Origin of the sequence: Kitasatospora sp. NPDC004669 (assembly GCF_040609455.1) — a bacterium.
Taxonomy (GTDB): Bacteria; Actinomycetota; Actinomycetes; order Streptomycetales; family Streptomycetaceae; genus Kitasatospora.
Genome location: NZ_JBEXKB010000101.1, coordinates 1 through 22,402, shown reverse-complemented (window position 1 = coordinate 22,402; position 22,402 = coordinate 1). Strand labels below are relative to the sequence as shown.

The following is a 22,402-nucleotide window of genomic DNA, read 5'->3' as shown; positions in this document are numbered from 1 at the left end:
GGTGCGATGCCAAGTCGCATGCCCGGTTCGGGAAGCGGCTCCGGGGAAACGGACCGGTCGAAAGACCGAAACCGCGCCCCGGGCCGACTTCACCACCCCCACCCCGGCCACCCGGACCACCGGCCCGGTGATGCCGAGCGGGCGCCGCGTGAGCTGATGTCCGGGCCCGGCCGGTGCTGGGATGCGGAGCCCCGCTGGAGGTGGGTGGAGATCCGTAGCGGCGGCCGGTGGCGGCCCGGCCGGATAGAGAGCTGGCGCCTGCACCAGGGCTCCACCACCTGGGTCGCCCTGGTCCGCTGGGCCCCGATTTCGACGACTGGGGCTGGTACCTCCACCACCCCGACACAATCCGTCAGTGCCCACAGCCGACCGACCCGAACGGTCCGGCGAGCTGGTGAACGCCGACCACGACAGCGAGGCCGCCGCCGCTGACCTCGCCGACGCCCTGGAGACCTTCGCGGACCTCGCCGCCACCCCCCCCGGCACCGGCGCCGACGTCTGGCTGACCATCGGCACCCCGTACGAAATCGAACAGCGCACCCTCCGCCTCCCCGCCGGCGTGGCCGACTGGATCACCGAGCTGCTCCGCGACGAGACCCAGGCGCTGCAAGCCGACCACCATGCCGCCAGCCGAGGTCAGGATGACGACCAGGGCGCCGACGTCGAACCGGCCTGGTGGTGAGCCGGCACTCCCGGTTCACCCGCGCGGTGTTGGTGGCGACTGGGATGTTGGGTGGCAGAGGTGCAGACTATGCACTCGAAGGTCGGCCCCTACGCCGGAACTGTTCTGATCACCGGCCTCCCCGCCAGTGCGATCCTCGACATCCATGGCGAGCCCTACCAGATCACCATCACGCACACCGCGCAGGGCGACGTCGCGCAGTGGGTCGGCCGCACCCTGTAGAGGCAGTAAAAGCAGGGAGGCCGCCACCCGTAGGGTGACGGCCTCCCATTGGACATCTCTCGATCTGCGCGGTCAGCTGACGGCGCGCAGCAGCAGGTCGAGGACCGGTCCGTCGGTGCCGGCCTGGTAGGGCCCGGCGTAGGTGTAGCCGAGGCGGTCGTAGAGGCGGCGGGCGGACCGGTTGCCGGGCATGACGAGCAGGGAGGACCAGGCGGGGGCGAGGACCCGCAGGAGTTCGGTGTGGAGGGCGGTGCCGATCCCGTGGCCCTGCCAGCCGGGGCGGACGGCCAGTTCGCACACCCCGATCAGCCGGGTGGTGGTGCGGGCGGGTTCGGGGATGGAGGGGAGCAGCTGGTCGCCGTACCAGTAGGACGGGGTGGCGGGGAAGGCGTACCCGAACCCGGCCATCTCACCGTCGCGGTAGGCGGCTATGAGGGTGAAGCCGTCGTGCTTGGCGGCGTGGCCGGTGATCTGCCGGCGGAGGCTGTCGGAGTCGAAGCCGGCCTCGGCGCTCTCGCGGTCGCCCTGGTGGGCATCGGTCCAGATCTCGGTGAGCGTGTCGAGGAGAGCTGGGATATCGCCCGGGCCGTAGCGGCGCATGGTGGTCTGCGGGCGGGGTGGCTGCTGCTCGGTCACGTTCTTCTCCTCGGTGGTGCGGATCATCCTGCGGTGGCGGCCTGGTAGGCGTCGAGCCAGTCGGTGCTGGCGCGGGCTCGGTGCGGGGCGATGGCGCTGGCGAGGTCGCGCAGCGCGCGCTGCAGGCGCTGGGATTGGACCTCGGGCAGGTAGGCGAGGGCGCGGTGTCCGGCGTCGGCCGCGGCCTCGGGGTCGGGCCGGGTGCGGTTCAGGTGGTGCAGCGCGATGTCGACGGTGTAGAGGGCGCCGTTGCGGGCGTGGCTGTCGGCGGTCAGCAGGACGGCCTGTTCGGCGCCGGCGGCGGCGCGCTCGTACTGGCCGAGGTCGGCGCGGCACAGCGATTCGAGGCCGGCGAGTTCGCCGGGTGTGTAGAAGTCGATCCAGGTCGGGTCGCCGTCGGCCGGGCCCTGGGCGTAGAGGTGGTGGGCGCGGACCACGGCCCGGTCGGTGGCGGCGCGGTCGCCCTGGAGGGCCCATCCGCGGGCCTCCCTCATGTGTAGCAGGGACAGCCAGCGCGGGGAGCCGAGGGGGCCGGCGGCCTGGTGGGCGGCTTGGGCGGCGGAGACTGCCTCGCGGGGGTGGCCGGTGGCGTGGGCGAGTAAGGACATGCAGCCGAAGGCGTGGGCCTCCAGGCCGAGATCGCGGGCCATGCGGGCGCTGGCCAGGGCCTCGGTGTAGAGCGAGCGGGCCTTGCCCGGCAGGCCGGAGTCATGAGCGAGCCAGCCAGCCGCCACGCTCAGCTCGCCGGTGGCGATGTGGAGTTGGCGGCCGGTCTCCTCGGTGTAGCTGCCGGTCTGCAGCCAGTTGTGTGCGGCGTTCAGGGCGTGGGCGGCCTGGCTGCGCAGCTGGGCCGATCCGTGGCGCAGGTCGGCGTTGTAGAGCGTCTGCTCGGCGTCGTGGAGGCTGCGGACGTGGGTCGGGGTGATGCGGTCGGGCGCCAGGACCGTGGTGGCGAGCGCGCCGGCGCCGAGCAGGAAGAGGCTTCGGCGTTTCACGTCTTCCTCCTGTTCCTGGTGCGGTGCTGCCGGGCGCCGTCTGGTGGCGGGCCTAACGAACCCGAGCTCCGTCAAGTCGATGCCGCCGAACATGCTGCTCAAAACCCGGCGGGCGTCGCGGCGGGGCCAGCCCGGGTGGTCGGACTCCCAGCGCCGTACCTGGCGCACCGAGATGTCCACCGGCTCGCCGATCGCCAGGGCGTGGGCCCGGTAGGCGGTGGCGAAGTCCTCCTGGGTGTGCCAGTCGCGGCGGATCCGCTCGGCGACGAACAGCGCGTTGCCTGGGGTGGGCTCACTCATGCGGCACCTCCGGGTCTTGGTGCGACGGTAGTGGTTCGGGGACACGTTGAGCGATGGCACCGTACCGCCGTGTGACAAATGGCCGCTGACATGTCCTCAGGTCTGACCTCGACTCGGTGACGGCCTGGCGCTGCACTGGTGTGGCGGCCGGGCCTGAGTGTCCTGGCCGTCTCCCGTGACGAGAAGGACGGTGATCCGGCATGTCCGCCCCCGCGCAGCAGCTCGCCCGCCCCGACTTGGCCGAGGTCCGCGGCTGGCTGTCGGCCGGTCAGGAGGAGCTGCGCGGGCCGGGCTCGGTGACGGCCTGGCGCTCCGGCCGGGGATGGGATGCGCTGTGGATGCCTGAGGAGCTGGGTCTGGCCGTCTTCGCGGACCTGGCCACCGATCCGGGCCGGGCCGAGCTCGGTCCGGTCGTGCAGGAGATCGACCACCACGTGCTGTGGTTGGTCGGCCTGGGCAGTCCCGCCTCGTCCTGGCCGGCGCCGGCCCGGTTGTTGCCCGCAGGCCGGTACATCGCGGTGCCGGCGATCGACGCTGACGGGCGCCCTTTCCAGGCCGCCCGGTGGCTGCACCTGCCCACACAGCCCGAGCGGCTGACCGAGCCGGGCCTGCTCGCGCAGGCGCTCGCCCGTCACCTCCCCCGACCTTCCGTCGCCCCGTGCCGAACGGCGCCCCTGAACGTCGGCGACCGCCGACAGCACCACACCACCACCCCCGTGAAGGAGAGATTCGCCATGCAGAAGAACACGAAGCTCGACCCGAAGAAGCTGGCCGCCCTGCAGGCCAAGGTGAACCGGCTGGTGGGCACCGGCGCGCTGACCGCCGCCCCGCACACCTACCACCACTGAGCACTACCCGGGCGGGCCGACCACCGCGGTCGGCTCGCCCGGGCTCACCCCGCAGGAAGGAGAGCAGCGCCGTGAACACCACCGACACCCGCCTGGAGCTGACGTTCCTGGGCCACCAGACCTGGCTGGTCCAGGGCGGCGGCCACCGCGTGCTGATCGACCCCATCCTCAAGACCCACTTCGGGCTGCCCGGTCGGGCCGAGTGCCGGGTGTGGCCGCCACGCGAGATCGACACCGGCCTCATGCCGACCCCGGACGCCGTCGTGCTCACACACGAGCACCTCGACCACTTCCACCTGCCCTCGCTCGACCTGCTGCCGCGCACCGTGCCCGTCTACAGCGGCCCGCTGCTGCCCGCCGCCGTCGAGGAGGCCATCGCCAGACTCGGATTCACCGTTCACCGCATCGACCACAGCACGCCGCTGCGGCTCGGCGACCTGCGACTCACGCTCTACCCGGCCGGCGCCAAGACGCTGTGGTGGGAGGACCGGGTCGTCCAGCCGTGCGTGCAGGTCGCCGATGGGCCCTCGGTGTTCATCGCGGTCGACGCCGACCCCTCCGACCTCTACCTGCAGGCCGTCGCCGAGGGCACCGAGCCCACCCCGCGCATGGCGGTGGTCTCCAACAACTCCCAGATCGTGCCGCCCGGCATGCCCGCGTCCTCGGTGAACCTGCTGCCCGGCCTGGACGGTACCCGGCACAAGACCGGCCTGGCCGTCCTTCACCAGCTGCTCCTGGAGGTCCTCGCCCCGCTGCCCGGCGTGGCCGACGTCGCCCTGTGCGGCAACGGGTTCCTGCCCCCGCAGAGCCCGCACGGCCCGTTCCTCTACTCCGACCACCCCGCCATGGCCACCGCCGCCAACAGCTTGCAGTTGATGTTCAAAGTCCACGGCCCGCGCCCGGGCGACCGCCTGACCGTCCCGGCGTCGGCGGCCGAGAAGGTCACCAGCGGCCAGGTCGGATGGCTGCGCATCGACGAGGACTTCGAGTACGAGGCCCTGGTCGCGCACGCCAAGTTCCTCAACGACCCCGGCCAGGTGGAGCTCGCGCCGCTCGCGGAGCCGCCCGCCGACTGGGACCAGGCCCTCGCCCTGGTCGAGGCCGAACTGCCCCGGCTCGGCCGGGAGATGCTGGCCACCGGCACCGGCGCCGTGGCCACCAGCATCCACGAGTACCTGGCCGGCCCGCTCGGCGCGCACCGCATGGTCCTGCGCCTCAAGGATGGCCCCGGCGGCGAACTCCTGCAGTACGCCTGGGACATCACCACCGCCACCTTCGTGCGCGTCGAGGCCACCGACCGGGAGGAGGCCATGGCCGCGTTCCCGTTCGGCGCCGAGGTGTTCTTCCAGGACTACGCGGCGCTGCTCCAGGGCCGCCTGCAGGTGTGGGACGTGGGCGGCGGCGCGATGGAGTGCTGGAGCATCGGCGCCCCGCTCGACTCCCCCGTCTACGCCTTCTTCCGCGTCTACGGCGAGCACCAGCGCCCCGACCTGGCCGCCCTGTCCTACCACCGCATCCTCCCGGCGCCGGCCGGTGCCCGGTGATGGCGGCGCCGGCCACCGCCGCCGAGGCGCTGACGGGCTTGGCCCGCATCCGCCCCGCAGGGTGGCTGGCCACCCCGATGCCCACCGACGAGCAGACCCTGCTGGCCCGAGCCCGGCGGGCCCTGGACGCCGACCACCCCGGCGTCGCGGGAACCCTTCGCCTGGTGGCCGCCCGGTACACCGCTGCCGTGTTCACCGTGCACACCCCCACCGGCCCGCAGATCCTCAAGCTGCACGCCGACCCGGGCGCGTTCGCTGGCGAGAGCCTCGCCTACGACCTGCTCGCCGACGCCGCGTCCGTCGCGCGCCTGCACTCTGAAGGCGAGGCCAGCTCCTCCCTGCTGCTGGAGTACCTACCGCAGGCCGCCGCCTGGAGCAGCCCGGAGACGGTCACGGCGCTCGCCGAGTGCGTCGCTGCGGTGCACACCGCCTCGCTGCGCCTGGACGTGGCCGCCGTCGAGGCGATGGCCCCCTTCGGCACCGGCCGCCAGCTCCACGGGCCGGCCCCGTACTGGATCACCGACACCGCAGCGTGGGGCGAGGTCCTGGCGATGTACCAGGACGCCTACGGGCCTGGCCTGGTGCCGCTCGGGCACCTCGACCTCAAGCCCGAGCACCTGCGCCGCCGCGACACCGGCGAGCTGGTGCTGCTGGACGTGGAGACCGTCCGCCCGGACGTGACCGGGCTGATCGACCTGGTCACCCTGCCCGCCGTCTACCGGCAGGCCGGCCACGACCTCAGCCCCGCCCGCGTGCTGGACGTCTACCTTGAGGCGGCCTGCGCGCGCGGCGCGAGCTGGACCGCCGTCTCGTTGAAGGAGGCGCTGCGCGCGTTCGCCACGGCCACCGGACTGCGCGGACTACACGGCCTGGACACGTGAGACCACCGACGTCGAGCGCCCCGTCCGAACCCTTCCGGTTCGCCAGCGGGGGCGCTCGGCCGTACGGCCACGCTCTACGGGCCGTCGATCCCGATCACCGTGCCGAACGGGTCGCGCAGCTGGGCAATGCGCCGCCCGTGCTCGATCCGCAGCGGACCCCGGTGGTGCATGCAACCGGCCGCCAGCAGCCACTCCCGCGCGCGGTCCACGTCGTCCACCGACCAGTACACGACCGGGCTGCCGCCCCTCGGGTTGCGCTCGTCGTCGGCAGGGTGGAATCCGAGCTCCACGCCGTCGTGCTCCACCCAGGCGTAGACCGCGCCGGTGTCGCTGTTGACCTCGGTCTTCACCGGCGCGCCCAGCAGGTCGCCCCACCAGCGGGCCGACGTCTCCGGGTCGAGCGCGAACACCATCACCGTGCGGATGCTCTTGAACAACGCAACCTCCTAGTCGTCATCGTAGAAGCGCCGCCCGGACGGCGTCGTCACCTTCGCCTATCCGGCAACGTTGGGCCGGGAGGCATCGCCGGGCATAGCCGGCCCGGCCACGTCCACCGATGAGCACCATCGGCGCCGCCTCCGTTCCCCGTCGGGGGGACGCCGTTCGAACCGGCTGCGCTGCGGGGCAGCCCTGCTTCCAGGAGTTGAACGGGCGGCGAGGCAGGCGAGCGGAACGGGGCGGCTCTGACCGCCAGCGTGCCGCGCAGGGTTCGGATCGCGACGCCTAAACGCCGGAATGTGACGCTCCGAAATTCTTTACCTTCGGGACGTGAACCTTTCGTCTGTTCGAGGGATTTGATGCACCTAACAGCACGCCCTGCTCACGACCCCCAGCAGAGCGTGATCATGTCCCTCGCCCAACGGACAAGGACTCCCGAAGCCCATGTGCATCCATCCCCCCGTCCCACCGCGGCCCGTCGCTGCGGCCGCCGCACCCGTCCTGCCCTGCTCCGGCCGCTCCCGCCGGCCGCGCGGCAGTGTCCCGGACCCGGCCGGGGAGGCGTCGTCGTGAGCGAGCCGCCCTTCGCCGACACCGCCGGCACCGCCCCGGGGGTGGAGCTCCCCATAACCCTGGAGGCGTTCCAGCGGCTCCACGCCGACGCGTACTTCGACTACGCCTACGCCTGCCTCGGCGACGCCGCCCTCGCGCAGACGATCGTCAGCGGGGCCTTCGTCGAACTCGGCGACTGCTGGGACCGCGTGCTGACCTGTCCCCAGCCCGCCGCCACCGCCTGGGCCGCGCTGCGCCACCTGGTGGAAGTGGAACGGGAGCACCGGGACCGGCTGGACGAGCGCGTCGCGTTCTCCGTGGCGCTGCGCTTGAAGGGGGAGCCGTTCCTGGACGACCTGGACGCCATCACCGCCGCCGTGGAGGGCCTGGAGGAGGGCATGGCGCTCGGCGCCGCCATCAAGGAACTGCCCGCGGCGAAGTTCGACGTGATCGTGCTGCGCTTCGTCGTCGGCCTCAAGGTGGCGGGTACGGCCCAGGCCATGGGCACCGACGAGGCCACGGTGAAGTCCCTGACCACGCAGGCCCGCACCAAGCTGGAGGGCCGGCTCCGATCCCGCCGGCTCCTCCGCCCCGGCACCACCGACAAGGACCAGGAGTGACCGTGACACCCCACGAGGACGATCCCCACCTCCCCGACGTCGACCTCCTGCTGGGCGCGGCGGGCCCCCTGCCCGCCGACCGCCCCCGCTACGACCTGGACGCCGGCCGCCGCTACCTCGCCGAAGGCCTGGCCGCCCGCCAGGCCGAGCGGGCCGCGGCCCCCGCCACCCGACAGCTGCCGCCGTTCCCGGGGTCGGCGGGCATCCACGCCGACGCCCGCCGCGACCTGAGGGCCCTGGCCACGGTCGTCATCCACGAGCCCGGCTCCTGGGAGGAGATCGAGAGCCTCGCCAGGGACTGGGAACCCAACGGCGCCCTGATCTTCGGCTGCCTGCTCGACCTGGCCGGCCGCCACCACTCGGCCACCTGGTGGTGGCAGTTCGCGGCCGGCGCCGGCAGCCACCTCGCCGCCTACTGCATGTACCTGCACCACCTGCGCCGCGGCGAACTGCGCGACGCCGAGAACTGGTTCAACCAGGCCGCCTGCCTGGAGAACGGCACCAGCGCCCCCATCGCCCCCAAACTCCCCGACCTGCCCGGCTACGCGCGCCTGGCCTCCCGCCTGGCCCCGCCCCTGCCCGACCCCGCCGGCCTTCCCCGCCCCGACCGCGCCCTGCGCGACGCGATCAACGGCCTGCCGCGCGAGGACGAGGCCGGCGGCCTCCGGAGCCTGCCCACCGACGCCATCGCCGACCGGCTCCAGGAACTGGCCTCCCACTGACCCACCCGCCCGTTCCACCCCGCCCGCGCCCGACCGGTGCGGGCGGGCCCACCCGAACGGAGAAACCCATGCACGCCGCCTACGACCCCGCCGCCATCGCCCTGGCCACCTCAGCCACCGGCTACCTGCTCACCCTCACCGCACTGACACTCACCGCCCTCACCGCCCCGAACCCCACCCGCCGCCGCGAAGCCCGCACCATCCTCGCCCTGCTGCTCAACCGCAGGCCCTGATGCCGCCCACGCCGGCCCCCAGCGTTTGAATGGGAACGCCTGTTCGATTTATTGTGAGGGGTGTGACCAGCGCCGTCCCCTTCTCCCGCCCCCACGGCCACCCGGACCACCGGCCCGGCGACGCCGAGCGGGCGCCGCGCGCACTGATGTCCGGCCCCGGCCGGAGCTGGGACACCGAGCCCCGCTGGCGGTGGGTGCAAATCCGCCTCGGCGGCCAGTGGCGGCCGGGCCGGGTGGAGCGCTGGCGCCTGCACCACGGATCCACCACCTGGGTCGCCCTCGTCCGCTGGGGCCCCGGCCCGGACGCCTGGGGCTGGTACCTCCACCACCCCCACGCGATCCGCCAGGCCCCGGAACCCGCCGACTTCCACGACGGTCCGGCGAGCTGGTGAACAGCGACAACGACAGCGAGGCCGCCGCCGCCGACCTCGCCGACGCCCTGGAAGCCTTCGCCGACCACGCCGCCGCACCCGGCACGGGCACCGGCGCCGACGTCTGGCTGACCATCGGCACCCCGTACAAAATCGAACAACGCACCGTCCGCCTCCCCACGAGCGTGGCCGACTGGATCGCCGAGCTGCTCCGTGAGGAGACCCAGGAGCTGGAGGTCGGCCACCGTGTCGTCGACCGCGGCCGGGATGACGATCCGGCTGCCGACGTCGAACCGGCCTGGTGGTTGTGACTGCCCAACCCGTCGCCTGCGGGCGGGTCGAGGGGGAGACTCATACGCAGCGGCCGTTCTCTCGTGCATCGTGACTCGACATCTCGAAGCGTGGAGGACGGCCGCCTCCGGTGTCCCGGGAAGAAGCGCAGTTCAGCAGGTCGGGTGACCTGCGAGGTTAAACGGAAAGCTAACGCTCAGTGCCCTCTGGTCTGGAACGATAGGCGAGGATTCACCACTGTCGACGCATCGACCCGACTGGCATTGCCTTGAACGTATTTGACACGCGGGGGAGCATGACGTGAAGGAAGAGGAGCTGGCGGCGGCGTCACCGGGGACAGCAGATGGCCCCCACGTCCGCTCGGGTGGTACCCAGAACGTCGTGGGAGTGGGGCTGAAACTTAGGGTTGGGCTCACTCTCGCAGGCATCGCTGTGGCTCTGATTTCCCCGCAGCTACGTTCGTTCAGCGATACGCCGCTGGAAGACGCCTCGACTTCCTGGGCTCAGGTGATCGGATACCTCCTTTTCGCGACTGGCGTGGTGTGGCAAGGGTTCGACCTCCTCATCAAGAAGGAACGTGAACGCGCAAAGCGCGTGATTGAAGGGGGGAACGTCTACCGCGCAGAAGGCGACCTCACCATTCACGTCCACGGCGACGAGCCCCGCACGGGGCTCAGTGGGACACAAGCAGCTGACGCGTTTGCGGCCCGTCAGGAACGGATGTTGGAGGACTCCTACGCTCAGGGGATCTTCCAAGCCAGGGTTACTTTCTGGGTCAGCACGTTCTTCCTGTGTCTGGGCGCGCTGATCCTCTTCGCCGGCGTCGCGTCGGCGGTGCTCAGCGGAGGCAGCAAGGGGAAGGTGGAAGCCGGCATCGTGGCTGCTGTGGCCGGAACGGTGTCCAGCCTGCTGTCGGGGATCTTCCTTTACCAGTCCAATCGTTCACGAGACAGTGTGATCGAACAGGCCTCACGCATGCAGGCACGCTCCCTGGCTGACCGGCGCATTACCGTGGTGAGGGACATCGCCAATTCGATCGAGGAAGCAGACGAGCGCACGCAGGCCAGGCGGGAGCTGCTGACTGCACTGATTGGCAGCCTCGGCAAGCTCGATGACCGCCAGGTGGCGGAGCTGCCAATCAGTGGCCGATTCCGGACGCCTCGGCCTCGTCGCCCGGGTGACGCCCAGTCAAATGACCAAGGAAAACAGGGCCCGGCATAACGCGGAGCGGGCGCCGCGAGCTGATGGCGGGCTCCGGGCCGGAGCTGGGATACCGAGCCCCGCTGGCGGTGGGTGCAGGTCCGGCTCGGTGGCCGGCGGCCGGTGGCGGCCGGGCCGGGTGGAGCGCTGGCGCCTGCACCACGGATCCACGACCTGGGTCGCCCTCGTCCGCTGGGGCCCCGGCCCGGACGCCTGGGGCTGGTACCTCCACCACCCCCACGCGATCCGCCAAGCCCCGGAACCCGCCGACTTCCACGACGGTCCGGCGAGCTGGTGAACGCCGACAACGACACCGCTCCAGACCAACCCCGGCGGCACTGCGGCGCCAGCCCGCACACACTGAGAGGACCGGTCCGCACCCGAACCCCCGAGCGGGCAGCGGACCGGCTCCCCGGTCGTCACCGTCAGGTCACTTCGACATGCTGCGCCGGGAACAGCAGCCCGGAGCCGGCGTTTGCCGGTAGCGCGCCGAGTATCCGGCCCGGATCACGCCAAGCCGGCCGTTGCGGCCCCGCCACCGCCTGAGGCCGCCTGTTCGTCCCGCTGATGCGCGACCCTGTGCTCGGCGTCGTGTAGTGCGAGTGGTCAGGCCGCTGGCTCCTGCGCGGTGTCCGGGCGGGCGGCCTGCTTGAGCTTCATGTCGGCCTGGTGCCGGTTCTTGACGCTGGCCCAGTACGGGTGGGCGTACAGCTCGGTGCCGACCGCGGTGAACGCGGACCGCTTCTCCTCGTTCGGATCGGCGGCCCGATCGGCCTCTGCGGTGTACCAGCGGCGCTGGAGTTCGAGCAGGTCAGCAGGGAAATCAGTGTCGGACACCGGCCCATCGTAGATCGCAAACCCGTGCGGCCTGCGGCGCAGCATCCCGGGCCGGGACAAGGCAGCGGGGCGACGCCGACTGGCACCGCCCACGGACCGGCCCCGGGCGGGGGTGCCCGGCTACTCGGTGTGCGACCTGGCGCTCTGGGAGGGGGAGTGGCGAGCACGGGCCTGGTCGGCCGACCTGCTCGACCAGTCGGACGGCGACCGGTAGGCCGACGTCGGCACCTCGATCCGGCTGCCCGAGCCGTTCGGCCTGGTCCTGGACACTACGGCCTTCGGTCGAGGGAGCCGACCGGCTGCTCGGCCATGTCACCCGTCGGAGGGATTCTCGGTGGCGTCGCTTGGCCGCCGCTGCCGTCTCGGCTACCGTCCACGACGGCTAGACGCGTACGCCGCTCACCACCGCATCACCCGGGCCCACGCCGCGCCGGGGGTGGTCAAGGTCTTCCGAGGCCCGCGACCGATGTCTGTTCGATTCGAGCAGCAGCCGTACGAGTCTGGCCGGGGCGGGCGTGGCCCCCGACCGGAGAGACCTCGTCATCATGCCGAAGAACCAGACCACGGCAGCTCAGGGCGCCCGCCAGGACGCCCGGGCCGGCGCGAAGTTCACCTCCGCCCTTCGTACCCGTCAAGCACAAGCGGCCCGGCGGTCCCGGCGGATGCCCGTACTGCGCTTCCTGGCCAGTGGAGGGCGCGACCTCTACGAACTGGTCGGCGGGATCGCGGCGACCTGGGCCCAACAGGGGCAGCGCGTCCTTCTGCTCCAGGAGGCCAACAGCCGCTGGCGTACGGCGGGTCTCGTCCGCCGAGGCCGTCGTCGTGAGATCTCGGTGCCTACCCCGCCGGAGCCGACGAGCGCCATCTTGTGGCAGCACCCAACGGGGGCTGGCCTGCTGGCCCATCACACCTTCGTCTGGAACCCCGGGCCCATGACGGCGAGCGACCGCGCACCCCTGCAGGTCGCCGTGGCGCAGGCCCGCGACGACTACGACGTCGTCGTGCTGCTGCCGGACCGCAACTGGTCCTTCCCCGACCGGGACGTGGCCACCATGCACGTCGCCGTCGCCCAGGTCGAAGACTTCCCCCACACGGACTGCCGCATCGCGCTGCCCGACACCTTCGAGGAACGAGGTATTCCGCTCAGCCCGGAGCAGAGCGCCGCGGTGCTGCGCGAGCGCTACCTGTCGTTCCTGTTCGGCATCCCCCACCTGCCCGTCGAACTGAGCGGCCTGATCCTGCAGGTCCGCGAGGAGATCCCGGTCGACGACGCCTACCTGGACGGCGTCGAACGCGACATGGACCGAGCCGGGCTGCGCACCCTGGGATGGACCACGTTCACGGGGTTCGGCACCGGGCACCGGCGACTGCCCGAGCCGTCCGAACTGAGCTGCCCCGACTTCCTCGCGCCCTACGCCCGGATCGCCGCGCGCCTCCACCAAAGGCTCGAGAGCTGACCCTGCGACAACCCGCCCCGCGGTGAGGGTCCGGTGCCCGGCCTGCCGGAACCGCCCGGGCACCGGGCTCGCCGAAAATCCCCGCGGCCGCGCGGACCTGTCTCCGTAGAGTCTGGGCATGAAAGACGACGTCACCGAGCACCTGCGCGCAACCACCCACCACCTCGACAACTTCCTGGCCTGGTACGAGCCGTTGCGGGAGAGTCACTGGCGGGTGCCCCCGGGCAGCTCCCTTGCCGGCGACGACGCCAAGACCGACCCCTACCAGGTCTCCCACGCCGCCCAGCACGCCATCCAGACAGCGGTGGACCACCTTCACTGCCTGCGCTCCTCTCTGGTCCAGCACGAGAACACCGGGCAGATGACCCTGCTCCTGCACTCCTACGGCTCCTTCACCCTCCTGCGCGGGGCCCTGGAGAACAGCGCCCGCGCAGTGTGGCTGCTCGCCCCCGCCGGACGGTACGAGCGGATCCGCCGCCGCCTGGCCCTGCAGAACGCCGACAACACCAACCACCACAACCTCCAGACAGTGGCGGCGACCGCCAACGTCCTGCGCCCGGCAGCCGCCGACCCCGAGCAGCCCGCGCTCAGGAGCGAGAAGGACAAGCACCAGGACCTGGTCGACCGGCTCCTCGCGGCAGGCGGACCACAGAACGACCCCAAGAAGCTGAAGGAGGCGCTGCGGTTCCCCGGCTACGGCGAAGTCGTGCGCGAAGCCGGCCGCCGGCTCCCACAAAAGCTCCGGAACAGTGCAGACGAACGCATAGACACGGCGACATACCTGGAATGGGTCTGGAAGGCCTGCAGCGCCCTCGCCCACGGCGACCTCAAGGGCTCCCTCGCCCAGCTGAACCGCAAGGTCCAGGCCACAGACGGCGACCTCATCTCCCTCCGCCTGACCGGCCCGGTCACCGAGCTGCGCACAAGAACGGAGCTGACCTGCCGAACCGTCAGCACGGCGCTCGACCTGTACGCGGAGCGATCCCAGCCACCGCACTGAGGCGGGCGACGGACCGCTCCGTCCACCGCCCCGCCAGCGGCCGCCCCTCAGGGTGACAGACTGTCAGCCATGAGTGATCACTCCGGCCGTCCGGTACGGCGCCCGCTGGCCCAGCCCTTCTCCCACCCCGACGCCGCGGTCGACCAGTCGCTCGGCGAGCGACTGCTGCCCGTGGAGCGCTCGCCGTTCTCCGTCCCGGCCCCGGACGAGGCCGGCGCCGGACTCGACCAGGTCCCCGCGCAGGGCGGCCGACGACACCTGGGCCCCGGCGGTATCGCCGCCCAGACCCCCGCCTGACAGCACGTCGATGCGGACCCGGCGGGCCCACCGGGCCGCGCCCGGTCCAGGCCGGGACCGGGCCATGGATCCGGAGGAGGCCGCTTCGCCGCGGCAACGCAACGCCGTACCTTGACGCGGCGTCCGGCACCCCGGGGTTTCGTGGCCGCCACGAAACCGGCCGCGACTGGAACACGCCTGCGGCGCCGCGATTCACCCCGGGGGAAAACCCCCGGCTCAGTGCGGGGATAGCATCCGGGCATGAGTTTCTCCCCGGGGGTAAACGCGGCCACCGAGCCGATGCTGTTCGGCGCGCCGACCTGCACCGTGTGTGACAAGGAGCTGGAGTGGGGCGGCAAGGGCCGCCGGCCGAAGTACTGCTCGAAGGCCTGCTCGTCGCGGGCCGACCGCCAGCGGGAGAAGGAACGGCAGGAGAAAGCGCTCACCGAGGCCGCCAAGGCCGCCGAAAACCCCCGGGGCGAAACGGCGCTGCCCGCCGGGCTCGCCAGCGGCCCCGGGGCGGCCGAGCTCCTCGCCCTCGGCGACGAGCTGCGCCAACAGAACGCGGAGTTCCTGCTCCAGCTCGACCACGCCGCCCGCGACGGCGACGAAGCCCTTGCGCGCCAGGCCCTGGCCGACGTCCTCCACGCCGTCCACGTCCTGACCATCCGCCATCGCGAACTCGCCGAACGGACGCTGGCCGCCCACCCCACCCAGCAGGCCGAGCCTGGCGACGCCGCCCTGGAGGCCACGGTTTCGCCCCGGGGCGAAAAGCGGCCCGATGCTGCCGCAGCCCAGGGCCCCGTCAAGGCGGCATCCGCCGGCCTGCCCGCGCCCCGGCATGCTGCGCCCGGCACCGAAGCGCAAGCCGAAACGCCCCGAGGCGAAACCGCGACCCCGGCGATGCCCGTGGAACCTGCCCCGTCTGGCCGGCAGGACCGCCCAGCAGCCGCGGAAACCCCCCGGGGAGAAACACCGCCCGCCGCGACCGACCCCGCTACAGCCCCTGTTACGGCCCGGGGAGAAACACCGCCCGCCGCGACCGACCCCGCTACAGCCCCTGTTACGGCCCGGGGAGAAACACCGCAGACCCCGGCCGCCGGGTACGGGTTGCGCGAGTCGGCAGAGCGCCGCCTGACCCAGCAGACCGAACCCAGCCCAGCCCCGGCAACCACGCCCCACACCCCCAACCCACCGGTCACCGAGGTCACCGTCCCCACCGACCCCATGCTGCGCCGCCTGCCGACCACCGACGTCTCCGTCGCCCTGGACCCGCGCGTGTTCGGCGACTTCTGGACGTTGGCCGGGTGGACCGTCAACCCCGACGTCTACCTCGTGCTCGGCGAGGGCCACCAGGTCGGCTGGGTCGAGCGCGCCCTGCCCGGCCTCGAAGCCGGGAAGTGGGTGGCGGTGTACGAGGGCTACTTCATCGGCGACCAGGCCACCCAGGAAGCGATGCTCCACGACACCCCCGAACAGGCCGCCCGCACCGTCCAGCTCGCCTACCTGCAGAACCTCTGACCAGTCCGCTGTTTTCGGCAGGTTGAACGAGAGCGGCTGCGGCAACGGGTTCGAGAGCCACTTGTCGGCTTTCGTCGGGTTCACGGCCGGCCTGCGAGGGGCGGTCGGCCGGGTGGCCTCGCCGATGGCGAAGGCCTGGTGGATCGCCTTGCACAGCAGCGCCAGGTCGGCGGCGATGTCGTTGATGACGACCCAGGACGACGCCCTCGTTCAGCACCAGCCGATCAAGGTCGGTGTCCCGCCAGGTGACGTTGGAGGTCGAGGTGGCGGAACTGGTACACCGCTCCCACCTGCCGCAGTACGCCTCGCCGCTCGTGGGCGTCGGTGAGGAAACTCATGAAACGCCAGGGCACACGCCCCAGTACCGCCAGTGCGATCCGCGCCACCAGGAACTCCATCCACACCGACCGGACGAGTCCGACCAGGAGCCCGGACGCGAGCCCGGCCGCGAACCCGAACGGGAGCCCGAACGTGAGCACGATTGCGACCACGACCCCATTGGCGAGCCCGCCCCTGTTCACGATCCCATTGTCGAGCTCGAGCACGAGCCCGTACGCGAGTGCGCCCATGAGCCCGCCCGCGAGCGTGATGACTGAGAAGGTACGACGGTCCCGAGCCAGGACCGCGCCTGGTCCCACCGCCTTGTCCAGATCGGGGTGTACCGACCTGAGCCCGCCCATGAACCCGCCCGCGAGCACGCCCGCGAGCCCGACCAGTAGCCCATTCGCGAGCCCGTTCCGGAGCCCGCCCCTGCTCTGTGCGACCACGAGCCCGAATACGAGCCCGAACCCGAACCCGGCCGCGGGCCCGAACGCAAGCCAGGATTTCCCTTTCCAGCTCCAGCGGATCCCTGAACTTGGGTTTCTGTTTCTTGCGGACGAGGTGATCAACGCCGCCGCCACTGCGCACGTGAGCCCGAACACGAGCCCGTGCCCGAGCCCGATCCTGAGCCCGCCGACGAGCCCGGACGCGAGCCCGCCCGTGACCCTGGACGGGAGCCAGTACGCGCGCCAGTACCCGAGCCCGCCCGCGAGCCCGCCCGCGAGCACGAACGCGGACACGTACCCGAGCAGGACAGCGAGCCCGGCCTTGAGCCCGACCGCGAGCGCTAGTCCGTATTTGGGGAGGGCTTTGGGGAGTTGCCACCAGGCGAGGTTGGGGGTGCCGTCGAGGGAGTGCTGGAGGTGGCGGGCGAGGAAGGTGAGGGTGCGCTGGGCTCGTTCGGGGCTCCAGCGGGTGGGGTGGCGGGGGTGGGGGCGGTAGGCGGCGGGGATGAAGGCGGCGAACAGGTGGGTGTCGACGTCCTCGCGGGTGGGGAAGCGGGCCTGGTCGAGGAGTTCGTCGGGGTGAGCGAGGCTGGCGAGGTACTCGTCCGGACGGGGGTTGTAGATCGTGCGCGCCAGGAACAGCCCGAGCGGGGTGCTCAGCGCCTGGGACACGGGGGTACCGGTGCCCAGCGAAGCGGTGACCCGGCTCCAGCGGGCTGCGGCCCGGGTGCCGACACCGCCGGCGTCACGCTCCAGATAGGCGGCCGCTTTCGCGGGATCCAGGGGAAGGAGGCGGATACCCGCGGCTCCATTCAGGAGCACGGTGGCCCCCGCCGGTGGGGTCAACGCGCTGCGGTACTCGGCGGTGCGACTGGAGAGCACCAGCGGCTGCCCAGCCGGTAGTACCTGGTTAACGGCATGCAGCGCCCGGGCCCGCACGCCTTCGGCGAGTTCGTCCAGTCCGTCGAGGAGAGGCAGAACCAGCCGCCGCTCCAGCAGAGCGCGTGCCCGGGTGCCGGGGCTGGACTGTGGGGGATCGGCGGGGACGAGGGCGCGTAGGCCGGGGTGGTCTCGGGCAAGTTGGCCGGCCATCCAGGTGTACAGGTCCTGCCGGGCCGGGTCCCACGAAGCCAGGGGGAACAGGACCGGGACGGGGCCACCGGGCGGGCGGTGTTCGAGCAGGGCCAGCAGGAGGCGGATGAGCAGCATGGTCTTGCCGGCACCGGGCTCCCCGAGAACCACCAGGCGGTGGGTGGGGACGCGTTCGAAGACCTGGGCGATCTCGGCCCCCTTGCCGACCAGCCCTTCCGCGTCGGCAGCCCACGCGGAGCCTGGGGACTGGCCTGGCCAGTCCCCAGCCAACTCCCCCAAGTGCGGCCATGACTCGACCAGGTCCGCATCGGCTGCCACCCATTCGACCGGCAGCGGGAAAGGATCGTTGAGGCGGCGAACCTGCGCCTCGGCCTCCCACTGCCGGCGCACCCCCTGGGCGAGTTCGTCGGCCACATCCTCCAGCCGGCCGACCGGAGGTCCATGCTGGCCGAGGCGGAGCACGTCCATCATTCTGGGGAGCAGCGCCAGCAGACCGGTGAGCGCGGAGACTACGGCGACCAGGTTGTGGACTGGGTGGCCGCTTGTGAGGTACCACGCCAGGAACGCCATGACCAGCACTGCATACAGCGGTCCAAGCCACTTCGGCACACGTCTCACACGGTGATCATGCGGGACCCGGGACGGTATTCCCAGGATTTGACGTCGCCGACAGCGCCGGACCGGTGACGGCAACCTGTGTACGTCGATGGCGGCCAACGGTGTTGTCGTTCCCATCGACGGCGCAGACCTCGCGGCATTGCGGGCTACGCCAGCCCGCAGTGGTGGTGCTGCCTACGCATACTGGGCGCTTCCGTTCGCACCGTCCGGCTCGCCTACCTGCAGAACCTCTGACGGGCCAGCACGGCGGGTGTGATGCCCTGTCGGCCTTCAGGGAGTGCCTGGCGGCCGGGGTTTCGCGAGGCGAGCGCGAGGTCGGCCGGGTCGTCGTGGCGGGCTTCAGGTGTCTCAGGGGCCGATGGAATTCAATATGTTGTGGTAAAGGTCGGGGGGCAAATAGCCGGTGCTGGGGACCGCCTGGCCGGTGCGCATGTCGTAGGTGACGCCATTGTTGCAATACAGGTAGGTACCGTTCGGGATGCCCAGCTGGGCATCGGAGATGCAAGAGAGCGTCGGCGCGCGCATGCCGACAGCTACCGGGGTGGTCTGCACCGTCGAGGCCAGCGCTGTTGCGCTGGCGGGAGCGGTGAGGCTCACCACGCCTGCGGTAGTCACCATCAACACGGCGGCAACGTGTGCTACCCGATACCGGCTCGGAAAGATCGTCATGGCAGGTCGTGCCTTTCAAGAGCGAGTGGACCGGATGGACATCGAGGCTCGGCCGGTCTCATCGTGGTCTCGGGATTGGCTCCCCCCGGAGCAAGAGAGGGGTGGGCATGGACGTGAGGTCACACGGCCGGACAGCGACCAGAAATCCGGAGAAGGCAACGCTGACCGGCATGCGAGTCGCCTGCGGTGGGGAGGGTTTTGAGACAGCGCGTACGCGATCACCGGGCATCGGCTGGTGTGATCGCGTGGCGGAGAAACATCCCGGGACGAAGGTAGCGCCAGGTGACGTCGGGTCTGTGTAGCCCGGGACGTGCGACCCTTCCCGCGCTAATTGCTCAAGATCTGGAACCAGCTGCCGGTCCCACCGACAACCGCTGATCAACCCTGAGCCCCACCTGAAGTCCGTGCTTGCCGCCCCGCGGTGCAGGCGGATTCCCTCAACGTCGCTCACTACTGGCTCCTTCCTGGTGAGAAGGTCAGGAACCGGACACCAGGGCAGCTGCGAGGTGGCCTTCTACTACCAGGCTGCCACTTCCTCGTCCGGTATCCGGCTGGAGTGCACCCACAGGAGTCGTACAAGCGCTGGAGCCGCGCCCGCCTGGCCGCCGAGGCCCAGGCCGCTGCGGACAAGGAGACCAAGCGGCTGGAGGCCACCTGCTGTCCCGGCTGCGACCGCCGCGAAGACGAGTACGACTACAAGCGCGGCGCCAGCGACGGCACCGAGCTCTGCTACGACTGCCAGAAGGAAGCCGACGACGCCCGCGAGCGCAACGAGCTGCTCGCCGCCCGGACAGCGAACGCGGCCATGCACCCCTGCTACACCTGCCAGGGCTCCATCGGCGGCAAGCCGGACTCGATTGCCGAACTGCACAAACCGGCCGACCCCTACCGCCTGGAGTGCCCGGACTGCGACTACAAACGCCACTCCACCGGCCCCCCAGGACGGCAGCGACCAAAGCGACCGACACCGAACACCGGCCGACCAAGCGGTGCGCGCTACGGGCAATGGGATGCAGCGCGCACCGCCCGGCAGATCCTGCCAGAGCCCCGCAACCCGGCTCCCCGGTAGACCCGGTCAGCACGCTGTTAGGCGACGGTTGGCTTTCAGCGTGGACGTTGGTTGCTTTCAGTGGCCGGTGTGTGGGATGGCCGGCCACCGAGGACCACTGGCGCGGCCTGCGCCACGAGGACGAGGGCGTCCTCTACTCCACCTTCGAGGGCAAGATCCCCGTCCTCGGCACCACCGTGGACCGCATCCGCCGCCACGGCTTCCTCGGCCCCGTCTGGTGGCGCTTCGGCCGCGGCGAGTGGCAGACCCTCACCGAGGCCCTCAACGACACCCCCGACTGGGACCTGATCCGCCAGCGCCGCAAGGACCGCAAGCAGCAGCAAGAAGACGACCGCCAGGCCGAGGAGCAGGCCCGCGAGGAGGCGGCCGCCGCCAAGCAGCACGCCAAGCTGCTCGCCGCCCGCGCCCACAACGACGCCATGCACCCCTGCTACACCTGCCAGGGCCCCCTCGGCGGCGCCCACGACTCCGACCGCGAACTGGACGAGAACGCCGAGCCCGACCGCCTGGAGTGCCCGGCCTGCCTCGCCGACCGCCGCGCCCAGGACGGCCGCCCGATCGTCCTCGACCTCCCCTCCGCCCGCGACCGCAAGAAGGCCGACAAGCACGGCCCGCCCGCCAGCGACCCGTGGTGGACAGTCCGACTCATCCACGCCAAGCGCTGGCCCAAAGCGAAGCGGGACGCCGGAAACGTCCCCGAACTCTGGCCCAACGCCCGCGCCTGATAAACCCCAGAAAACCGGCGTCCGTCTGTCAGTGCATTCCCACTGGCAGGCGGACGCCGCCGCATTTACACCCGCCCCTTTTCCACAGGCAGCACCAGGGACGATCCCAGCATGACCAGAAAGGCCGTCCAGCGGGGAACCTGCCCGCTCCACACCAAATACACGGCACGCAATCCCGGAGCCTGCCCCATCACCCAACAGAGCACAATCCAGCACCACCTGCGCGCACTACTCGACCGCGAGGCTGGCCAACCACTCGACCCCACCCGCCGCCCGCCCCTCGACCGACCGACCCGCCGAGCCATCCGCACCCTCGCCAGCCGAATGGACCTGCACCCCAGGACGCTGCGCCGCCACGCCAGGGGCACCCGCTGGCCCGCCGGAGCGCACGTGCGCGCCGTGGTCGACCGCTGGGTCCGGGCTGAGTTCTGCCTGGACCAGATCATCGAGCGAGAGACCCGAGAGGCCCGCCTCGACGCCCTGGCCGCCCGTCAGCGCGCCGCAGCCACCCTCAACACCCGAGCCAGCAACGAGGCCCGCCACGCGGCCCTCCGCCACCACCTCGGAGACTGACGGCCGACCACCCGCTGTCCCGCGCCACCAGACCTTGACCGATTGCCACCGAAGGTTGACGGACAGAGGTTTGTGTCATCAAGGATTGACCGCCCAGGTCAGGACTGCCCGGTCTCACCGGACCCGTGATGGTCGTTCCATGAACCCGCCCAGCGCCCGCCGGGTCAGTCCGGCTGGCCCCGCCCCGCGAACCGCGCTGTCAGGCACTGACGTGCATACTTACCGGACGATCATTGGGACGTAGAGGTGATGACGCGGTGAAACTGGCTGAAGCGCTCGCGCAGCGCGCGGCTGCGGTGCGGCGGGTGGAGCAGTTGCGGGTGCGCGTCGTCGGCAGCGCCCGCTACCAGGAGGGCGAGGAGCCGGCCGAGAATGCGGCGGAGGTCCTAGCCCAGGCCGGAGAGGTGCTGGACGAGTTGGAGCGGCTGATCCGTCAGATCAACCGGACCAACTCCACCGCGCTCATCGAGGGCGGCGGCACCCTTACCGACGCCCTCGCCCGCCGGGACGTCCTGCGGCTGCGCCACTCGGTGACCACCGCGGCAGCCGACGCCGCCTCCGGACGCGACCAGCGCGGAGCCGTACGGCAGTTGCGGTCCGAACTCAGGATCCTCTCCGCCTTGCCGGTCGCCGAGCTCCGCGCCCAGACGGACGCCCTGGCCAAGGAGATCCGCGAGGTGGACACCCTGATCCAGCGCACCAACTGGGAGATCGACCTGATCGAGGACTGACCCCACAAGCTGGGTGTGGGAAGCAGGTAGTCGTCACGGAGGCGTGCACACACCGCGGGTCGGCGGTTTATCCGACCCTTGGTGCGTGAAGAGCAACGCAGGGGTTCAATTCCTCACCAACAGTGCAGCTCAGCATCGCGTACAGGTGACAGAGCACACCGCACAGCTCACTACCATGTGCAGATCCGGACGACGAGGGCGGGAACGGGGCGCCCCACACCCGGTGCGAGGGCCGTGCACACCAGCACGGCCCTCGCACCTACTCCACCCCAGAGCCACTCAAGAAGCGCCATCTGGAGCCGTCGTGGCACCCTTCCGTCGGACGGTCCTCCAGGGCGCCGACCTGGGCGGTCAATCTTCAGCGACACAAACCGTGCCGTGGTCAAGGTTCAGTGGCACACGGTCAAGGTCCGGCGGCACAGGACACCCGCCAGCACTGGTGAAGTCGGCCCGGGGCGCGGTTTCGGTCTTTCGACCGGTCCGTTTCCCCGGAGCCGCTTCCCGAACCGGGCATGCGACTTGGCATCGCACC

Annotated in this window: 26 protein-coding genes; 20 read left to right on the top strand and 6 right to left on the bottom strand. The window is 71.3% G+C overall.

Annotation, left to right across the window (positions count from 1 at the left end):
- Positions 1-355 precede the first annotated feature (355 nt).
- The gene (locus ABZW30_RS42435) at positions 356-682 is read left to right on the top strand and encodes a hypothetical protein (RefSeq protein ID WP_355676667.1); all 327 of its coding nucleotides are present in this window, start codon (positions 356-358) and stop codon (positions 680-682) included.
- Positions 683-751: 69 nt separating this feature from the next.
- Positions 752-904: a hypothetical protein gene (locus ABZW30_RS42430; RefSeq protein WP_355676666.1), complete on the top strand. Its 153-nt coding sequence runs from the start codon at positions 752-754 to the stop codon at positions 902-904.
- A gap of 72 nt (positions 905-976) precedes the next feature.
- Here ABZW30_RS42430 and ABZW30_RS42425 read toward each other — a convergent pair whose 3' ends face one another.
- Together ABZW30_RS42425 and ABZW30_RS42420 are read right to left on the bottom strand one after the other, a co-directional pair.
- Entirely contained in the window at positions 977-1,567 is a 591-nt protein-coding gene (locus ABZW30_RS42425; RefSeq protein WP_355676665.1) for a GNAT family N-acetyltransferase, read from the bottom strand.
- Positions 1,564-2,835 carry a hypothetical protein gene (locus ABZW30_RS42420; protein ID WP_355676664.1) on the bottom strand — a complete coding sequence of 424 codons (1,272 nt, stop codon included), beginning with the start codon at positions 2,833-2,835 and terminating at the stop codon, positions 1,564-1,566. Before ABZW30_RS42420 ends, ABZW30_RS42425 begins: the two co-directional genes overlap by 4 nt.
- 200 nt (positions 2,836-3,035) lie before the next feature.
- Between ABZW30_RS42420 and ABZW30_RS42415 the strand changes: the two genes are divergently transcribed.
- The 3 genes from ABZW30_RS42415 (at position 3,036) to ABZW30_RS42405 (ending at position 6,108) form a co-directional block, all read left to right on the top strand.
- Positions 3,036-3,683 (top strand): hypothetical protein, encoded by a 648-nt coding sequence (locus ABZW30_RS42415; protein WP_355676663.1) that lies wholly within the window; start codon positions 3,036-3,038, stop codon positions 3,681-3,683.
- 71 nt (positions 3,684-3,754) lie between these two features.
- Positions 3,755-5,227, top strand: a complete 1,473-nt coding sequence (locus ABZW30_RS42410) for an MBL fold metallo-hydrolase (protein ID WP_355676662.1) — start codon at positions 3,755-3,757, stop codon at positions 5,225-5,227.
- Positions 5,227-6,108 (top strand): hypothetical protein, encoded by an 882-nt coding sequence (locus ABZW30_RS42405; RefSeq protein ID WP_355676661.1) that lies wholly within the window; start codon positions 5,227-5,229, stop codon positions 6,106-6,108. The genes ABZW30_RS42410 and ABZW30_RS42405 overlap by 1 nt, the downstream gene beginning before the upstream one ends.
- Before the next feature lie 74 nt (positions 6,109-6,182).
- On the opposite strand, the gene ABZW30_RS42400 is transcribed toward ABZW30_RS42405, so the two are convergent.
- The gene (locus tag ABZW30_RS42400; RefSeq protein WP_355676660.1) at positions 6,183-6,545 is read right to left on the bottom strand and encodes a VOC family protein; all 363 of its coding nucleotides are present in this window, start codon (positions 6,543-6,545) and stop codon (positions 6,183-6,185) included.
- Between the two features lie 570 nt (positions 6,546-7,115).
- On the opposite strand from ABZW30_RS42400, the gene ABZW30_RS42395 reads away from it, so the two are divergent.
- The 7 genes from ABZW30_RS42395 to ABZW30_RS42365 all read left to right on the top strand — a co-directional run bounded on the left by ABZW30_RS42395 (position 7,116) and on the right by ABZW30_RS42365 (position 10,833).
- Positions 7,116-7,718, top strand: a complete 603-nt coding sequence (locus tag ABZW30_RS42395) for a sigma factor-like helix-turn-helix DNA-binding protein (RefSeq protein WP_355676659.1) — start codon at positions 7,116-7,118, stop codon at positions 7,716-7,718.
- Between the two features lie 2 nt (positions 7,719-7,720).
- Complete coding sequence (locus ABZW30_RS42390) at positions 7,721-8,440, top strand: hypothetical protein (RefSeq protein WP_355676658.1); 720 nt, start codon at positions 7,721-7,723, stop codon at positions 8,438-8,440.
- Between the two features lie 68 nt (positions 8,441-8,508).
- Positions 8,509-8,673 (top strand): hypothetical protein, encoded by a 165-nt coding sequence (locus ABZW30_RS42385; protein ID WP_355676657.1) that lies wholly within the window; start codon positions 8,509-8,511, stop codon positions 8,671-8,673.
- 62 nt (positions 8,674-8,735) lie between these two features.
- The gene (locus ABZW30_RS42380) at positions 8,736-9,065 is read left to right on the top strand and encodes a hypothetical protein (RefSeq protein ID WP_355676656.1); all 330 of its coding nucleotides are present in this window, start codon (positions 8,736-8,738) and stop codon (positions 9,063-9,065) included.
- Positions 9,062-9,355: a hypothetical protein gene (locus ABZW30_RS42375; protein ID WP_355676655.1), complete on the top strand. Its 294-nt coding sequence runs from the start codon at positions 9,062-9,064 to the stop codon at positions 9,353-9,355. Before ABZW30_RS42380 ends, ABZW30_RS42375 begins: the two co-directional genes overlap by 4 nt.
- Positions 9,356-9,635: 280 nt before the next feature.
- Complete coding sequence (locus tag ABZW30_RS42370; protein ID WP_355676654.1) at positions 9,636-10,556, top strand: hypothetical protein; 921 nt, start codon at positions 9,636-9,638, stop codon at positions 10,554-10,556.
- A gap of 88 nt (positions 10,557-10,644) precedes the next feature.
- Positions 10,645-10,833: a hypothetical protein gene (locus tag ABZW30_RS42365; RefSeq protein WP_355676653.1), complete on the top strand. Its 189-nt coding sequence runs from the start codon at positions 10,645-10,647 to the stop codon at positions 10,831-10,833.
- Positions 10,834-11,141: 308 nt separating this feature from the next.
- Here the strand turns inward: ABZW30_RS42365 and ABZW30_RS42360 are convergent, their stop codons facing one another.
- Complete coding sequence (locus ABZW30_RS42360) at positions 11,142-11,372, bottom strand: hypothetical protein (RefSeq protein WP_355676652.1); 231 nt, start codon at positions 11,370-11,372, stop codon at positions 11,142-11,144.
- Positions 11,373-11,917: 545 nt separating this feature from the next.
- Between ABZW30_RS42360 and ABZW30_RS42355 the strand changes: the two genes are divergently transcribed.
- The 4 genes from ABZW30_RS42355 to ABZW30_RS42340 all read left to right on the top strand — a co-directional run bounded on the left by ABZW30_RS42355 (position 11,918) and on the right by ABZW30_RS42340 (position 15,626).
- On the top strand, positions 11,918-12,829 hold the full coding sequence (locus ABZW30_RS42355; protein WP_355676651.1) for a hypothetical protein: 912 nt from the start codon (positions 11,918-11,920) through the stop codon (positions 12,827-12,829).
- Positions 12,830-12,947: 118 nt separating this feature from the next.
- Positions 12,948-13,829: a hypothetical protein gene (locus tag ABZW30_RS42350; RefSeq protein ID WP_355676650.1), complete on the top strand. Its 882-nt coding sequence runs from the start codon at positions 12,948-12,950 to the stop codon at positions 13,827-13,829.
- Positions 13,830-13,898: 69 nt separating this feature from the next.
- Complete coding sequence (locus tag ABZW30_RS42345; protein WP_355676649.1) at positions 13,899-14,126, top strand: hypothetical protein; 228 nt, start codon at positions 13,899-13,901, stop codon at positions 14,124-14,126.
- Positions 14,127-14,366: 240 nt separating this feature from the next.
- Complete coding sequence (locus ABZW30_RS42340; RefSeq protein WP_355676648.1) at positions 14,367-15,626, top strand: hypothetical protein; 1,260 nt, start codon at positions 14,367-14,369, stop codon at positions 15,624-15,626.
- 224 nt (positions 15,627-15,850) lie between these two features.
- Here ABZW30_RS42340 and ABZW30_RS42335 read toward each other — a convergent pair whose 3' ends face one another.
- On the bottom strand, positions 15,851-17,956 hold the full coding sequence (locus ABZW30_RS42335; RefSeq protein ID WP_355676647.1) for an NACHT domain-containing protein: 2,106 nt from the start codon (positions 17,954-17,956) through the stop codon (positions 15,851-15,853).
- Between the two features lie 495 nt (positions 17,957-18,451).
- Entirely contained in the window at positions 18,452-18,772 is a 321-nt protein-coding gene (locus ABZW30_RS42330) for a hypothetical protein (RefSeq protein WP_355676646.1), read from the bottom strand.
- Between the two features lie 556 nt (positions 18,773-19,328).
- Here ABZW30_RS42330 and ABZW30_RS42325 point away from each other — a divergent pair.
- From ABZW30_RS42325 to ABZW30_RS42310, 4 genes are all read left to right on the top strand, one after another.
- On the top strand, positions 19,329-19,841 hold the full coding sequence (locus tag ABZW30_RS42325; RefSeq protein ID WP_355676645.1) for a hypothetical protein: 513 nt from the start codon (positions 19,329-19,331) through the stop codon (positions 19,839-19,841).
- A 71-nt stretch (positions 19,842-19,912) separates the two neighbouring features.
- Entirely contained in the window at positions 19,913-20,566 is a 654-nt protein-coding gene (locus ABZW30_RS42320) for a hypothetical protein (RefSeq protein ID WP_355676644.1), read from the top strand.
- A gap of 111 nt (positions 20,567-20,677) precedes the next feature.
- Entirely contained in the window at positions 20,678-21,139 is a 462-nt protein-coding gene (locus ABZW30_RS42315) for a hypothetical protein (protein WP_355676643.1), read from the top strand.
- Between the two features lie 257 nt (positions 21,140-21,396).
- Positions 21,397-21,870, top strand: coding sequence for a DIP1984 family protein (locus ABZW30_RS42310; RefSeq protein WP_355676642.1), 474 nt, complete (start codon positions 21,397-21,399; stop codon positions 21,868-21,870).
- The last annotated feature ends 532 nt before the right edge of the window (positions 21,871-22,402 follow it).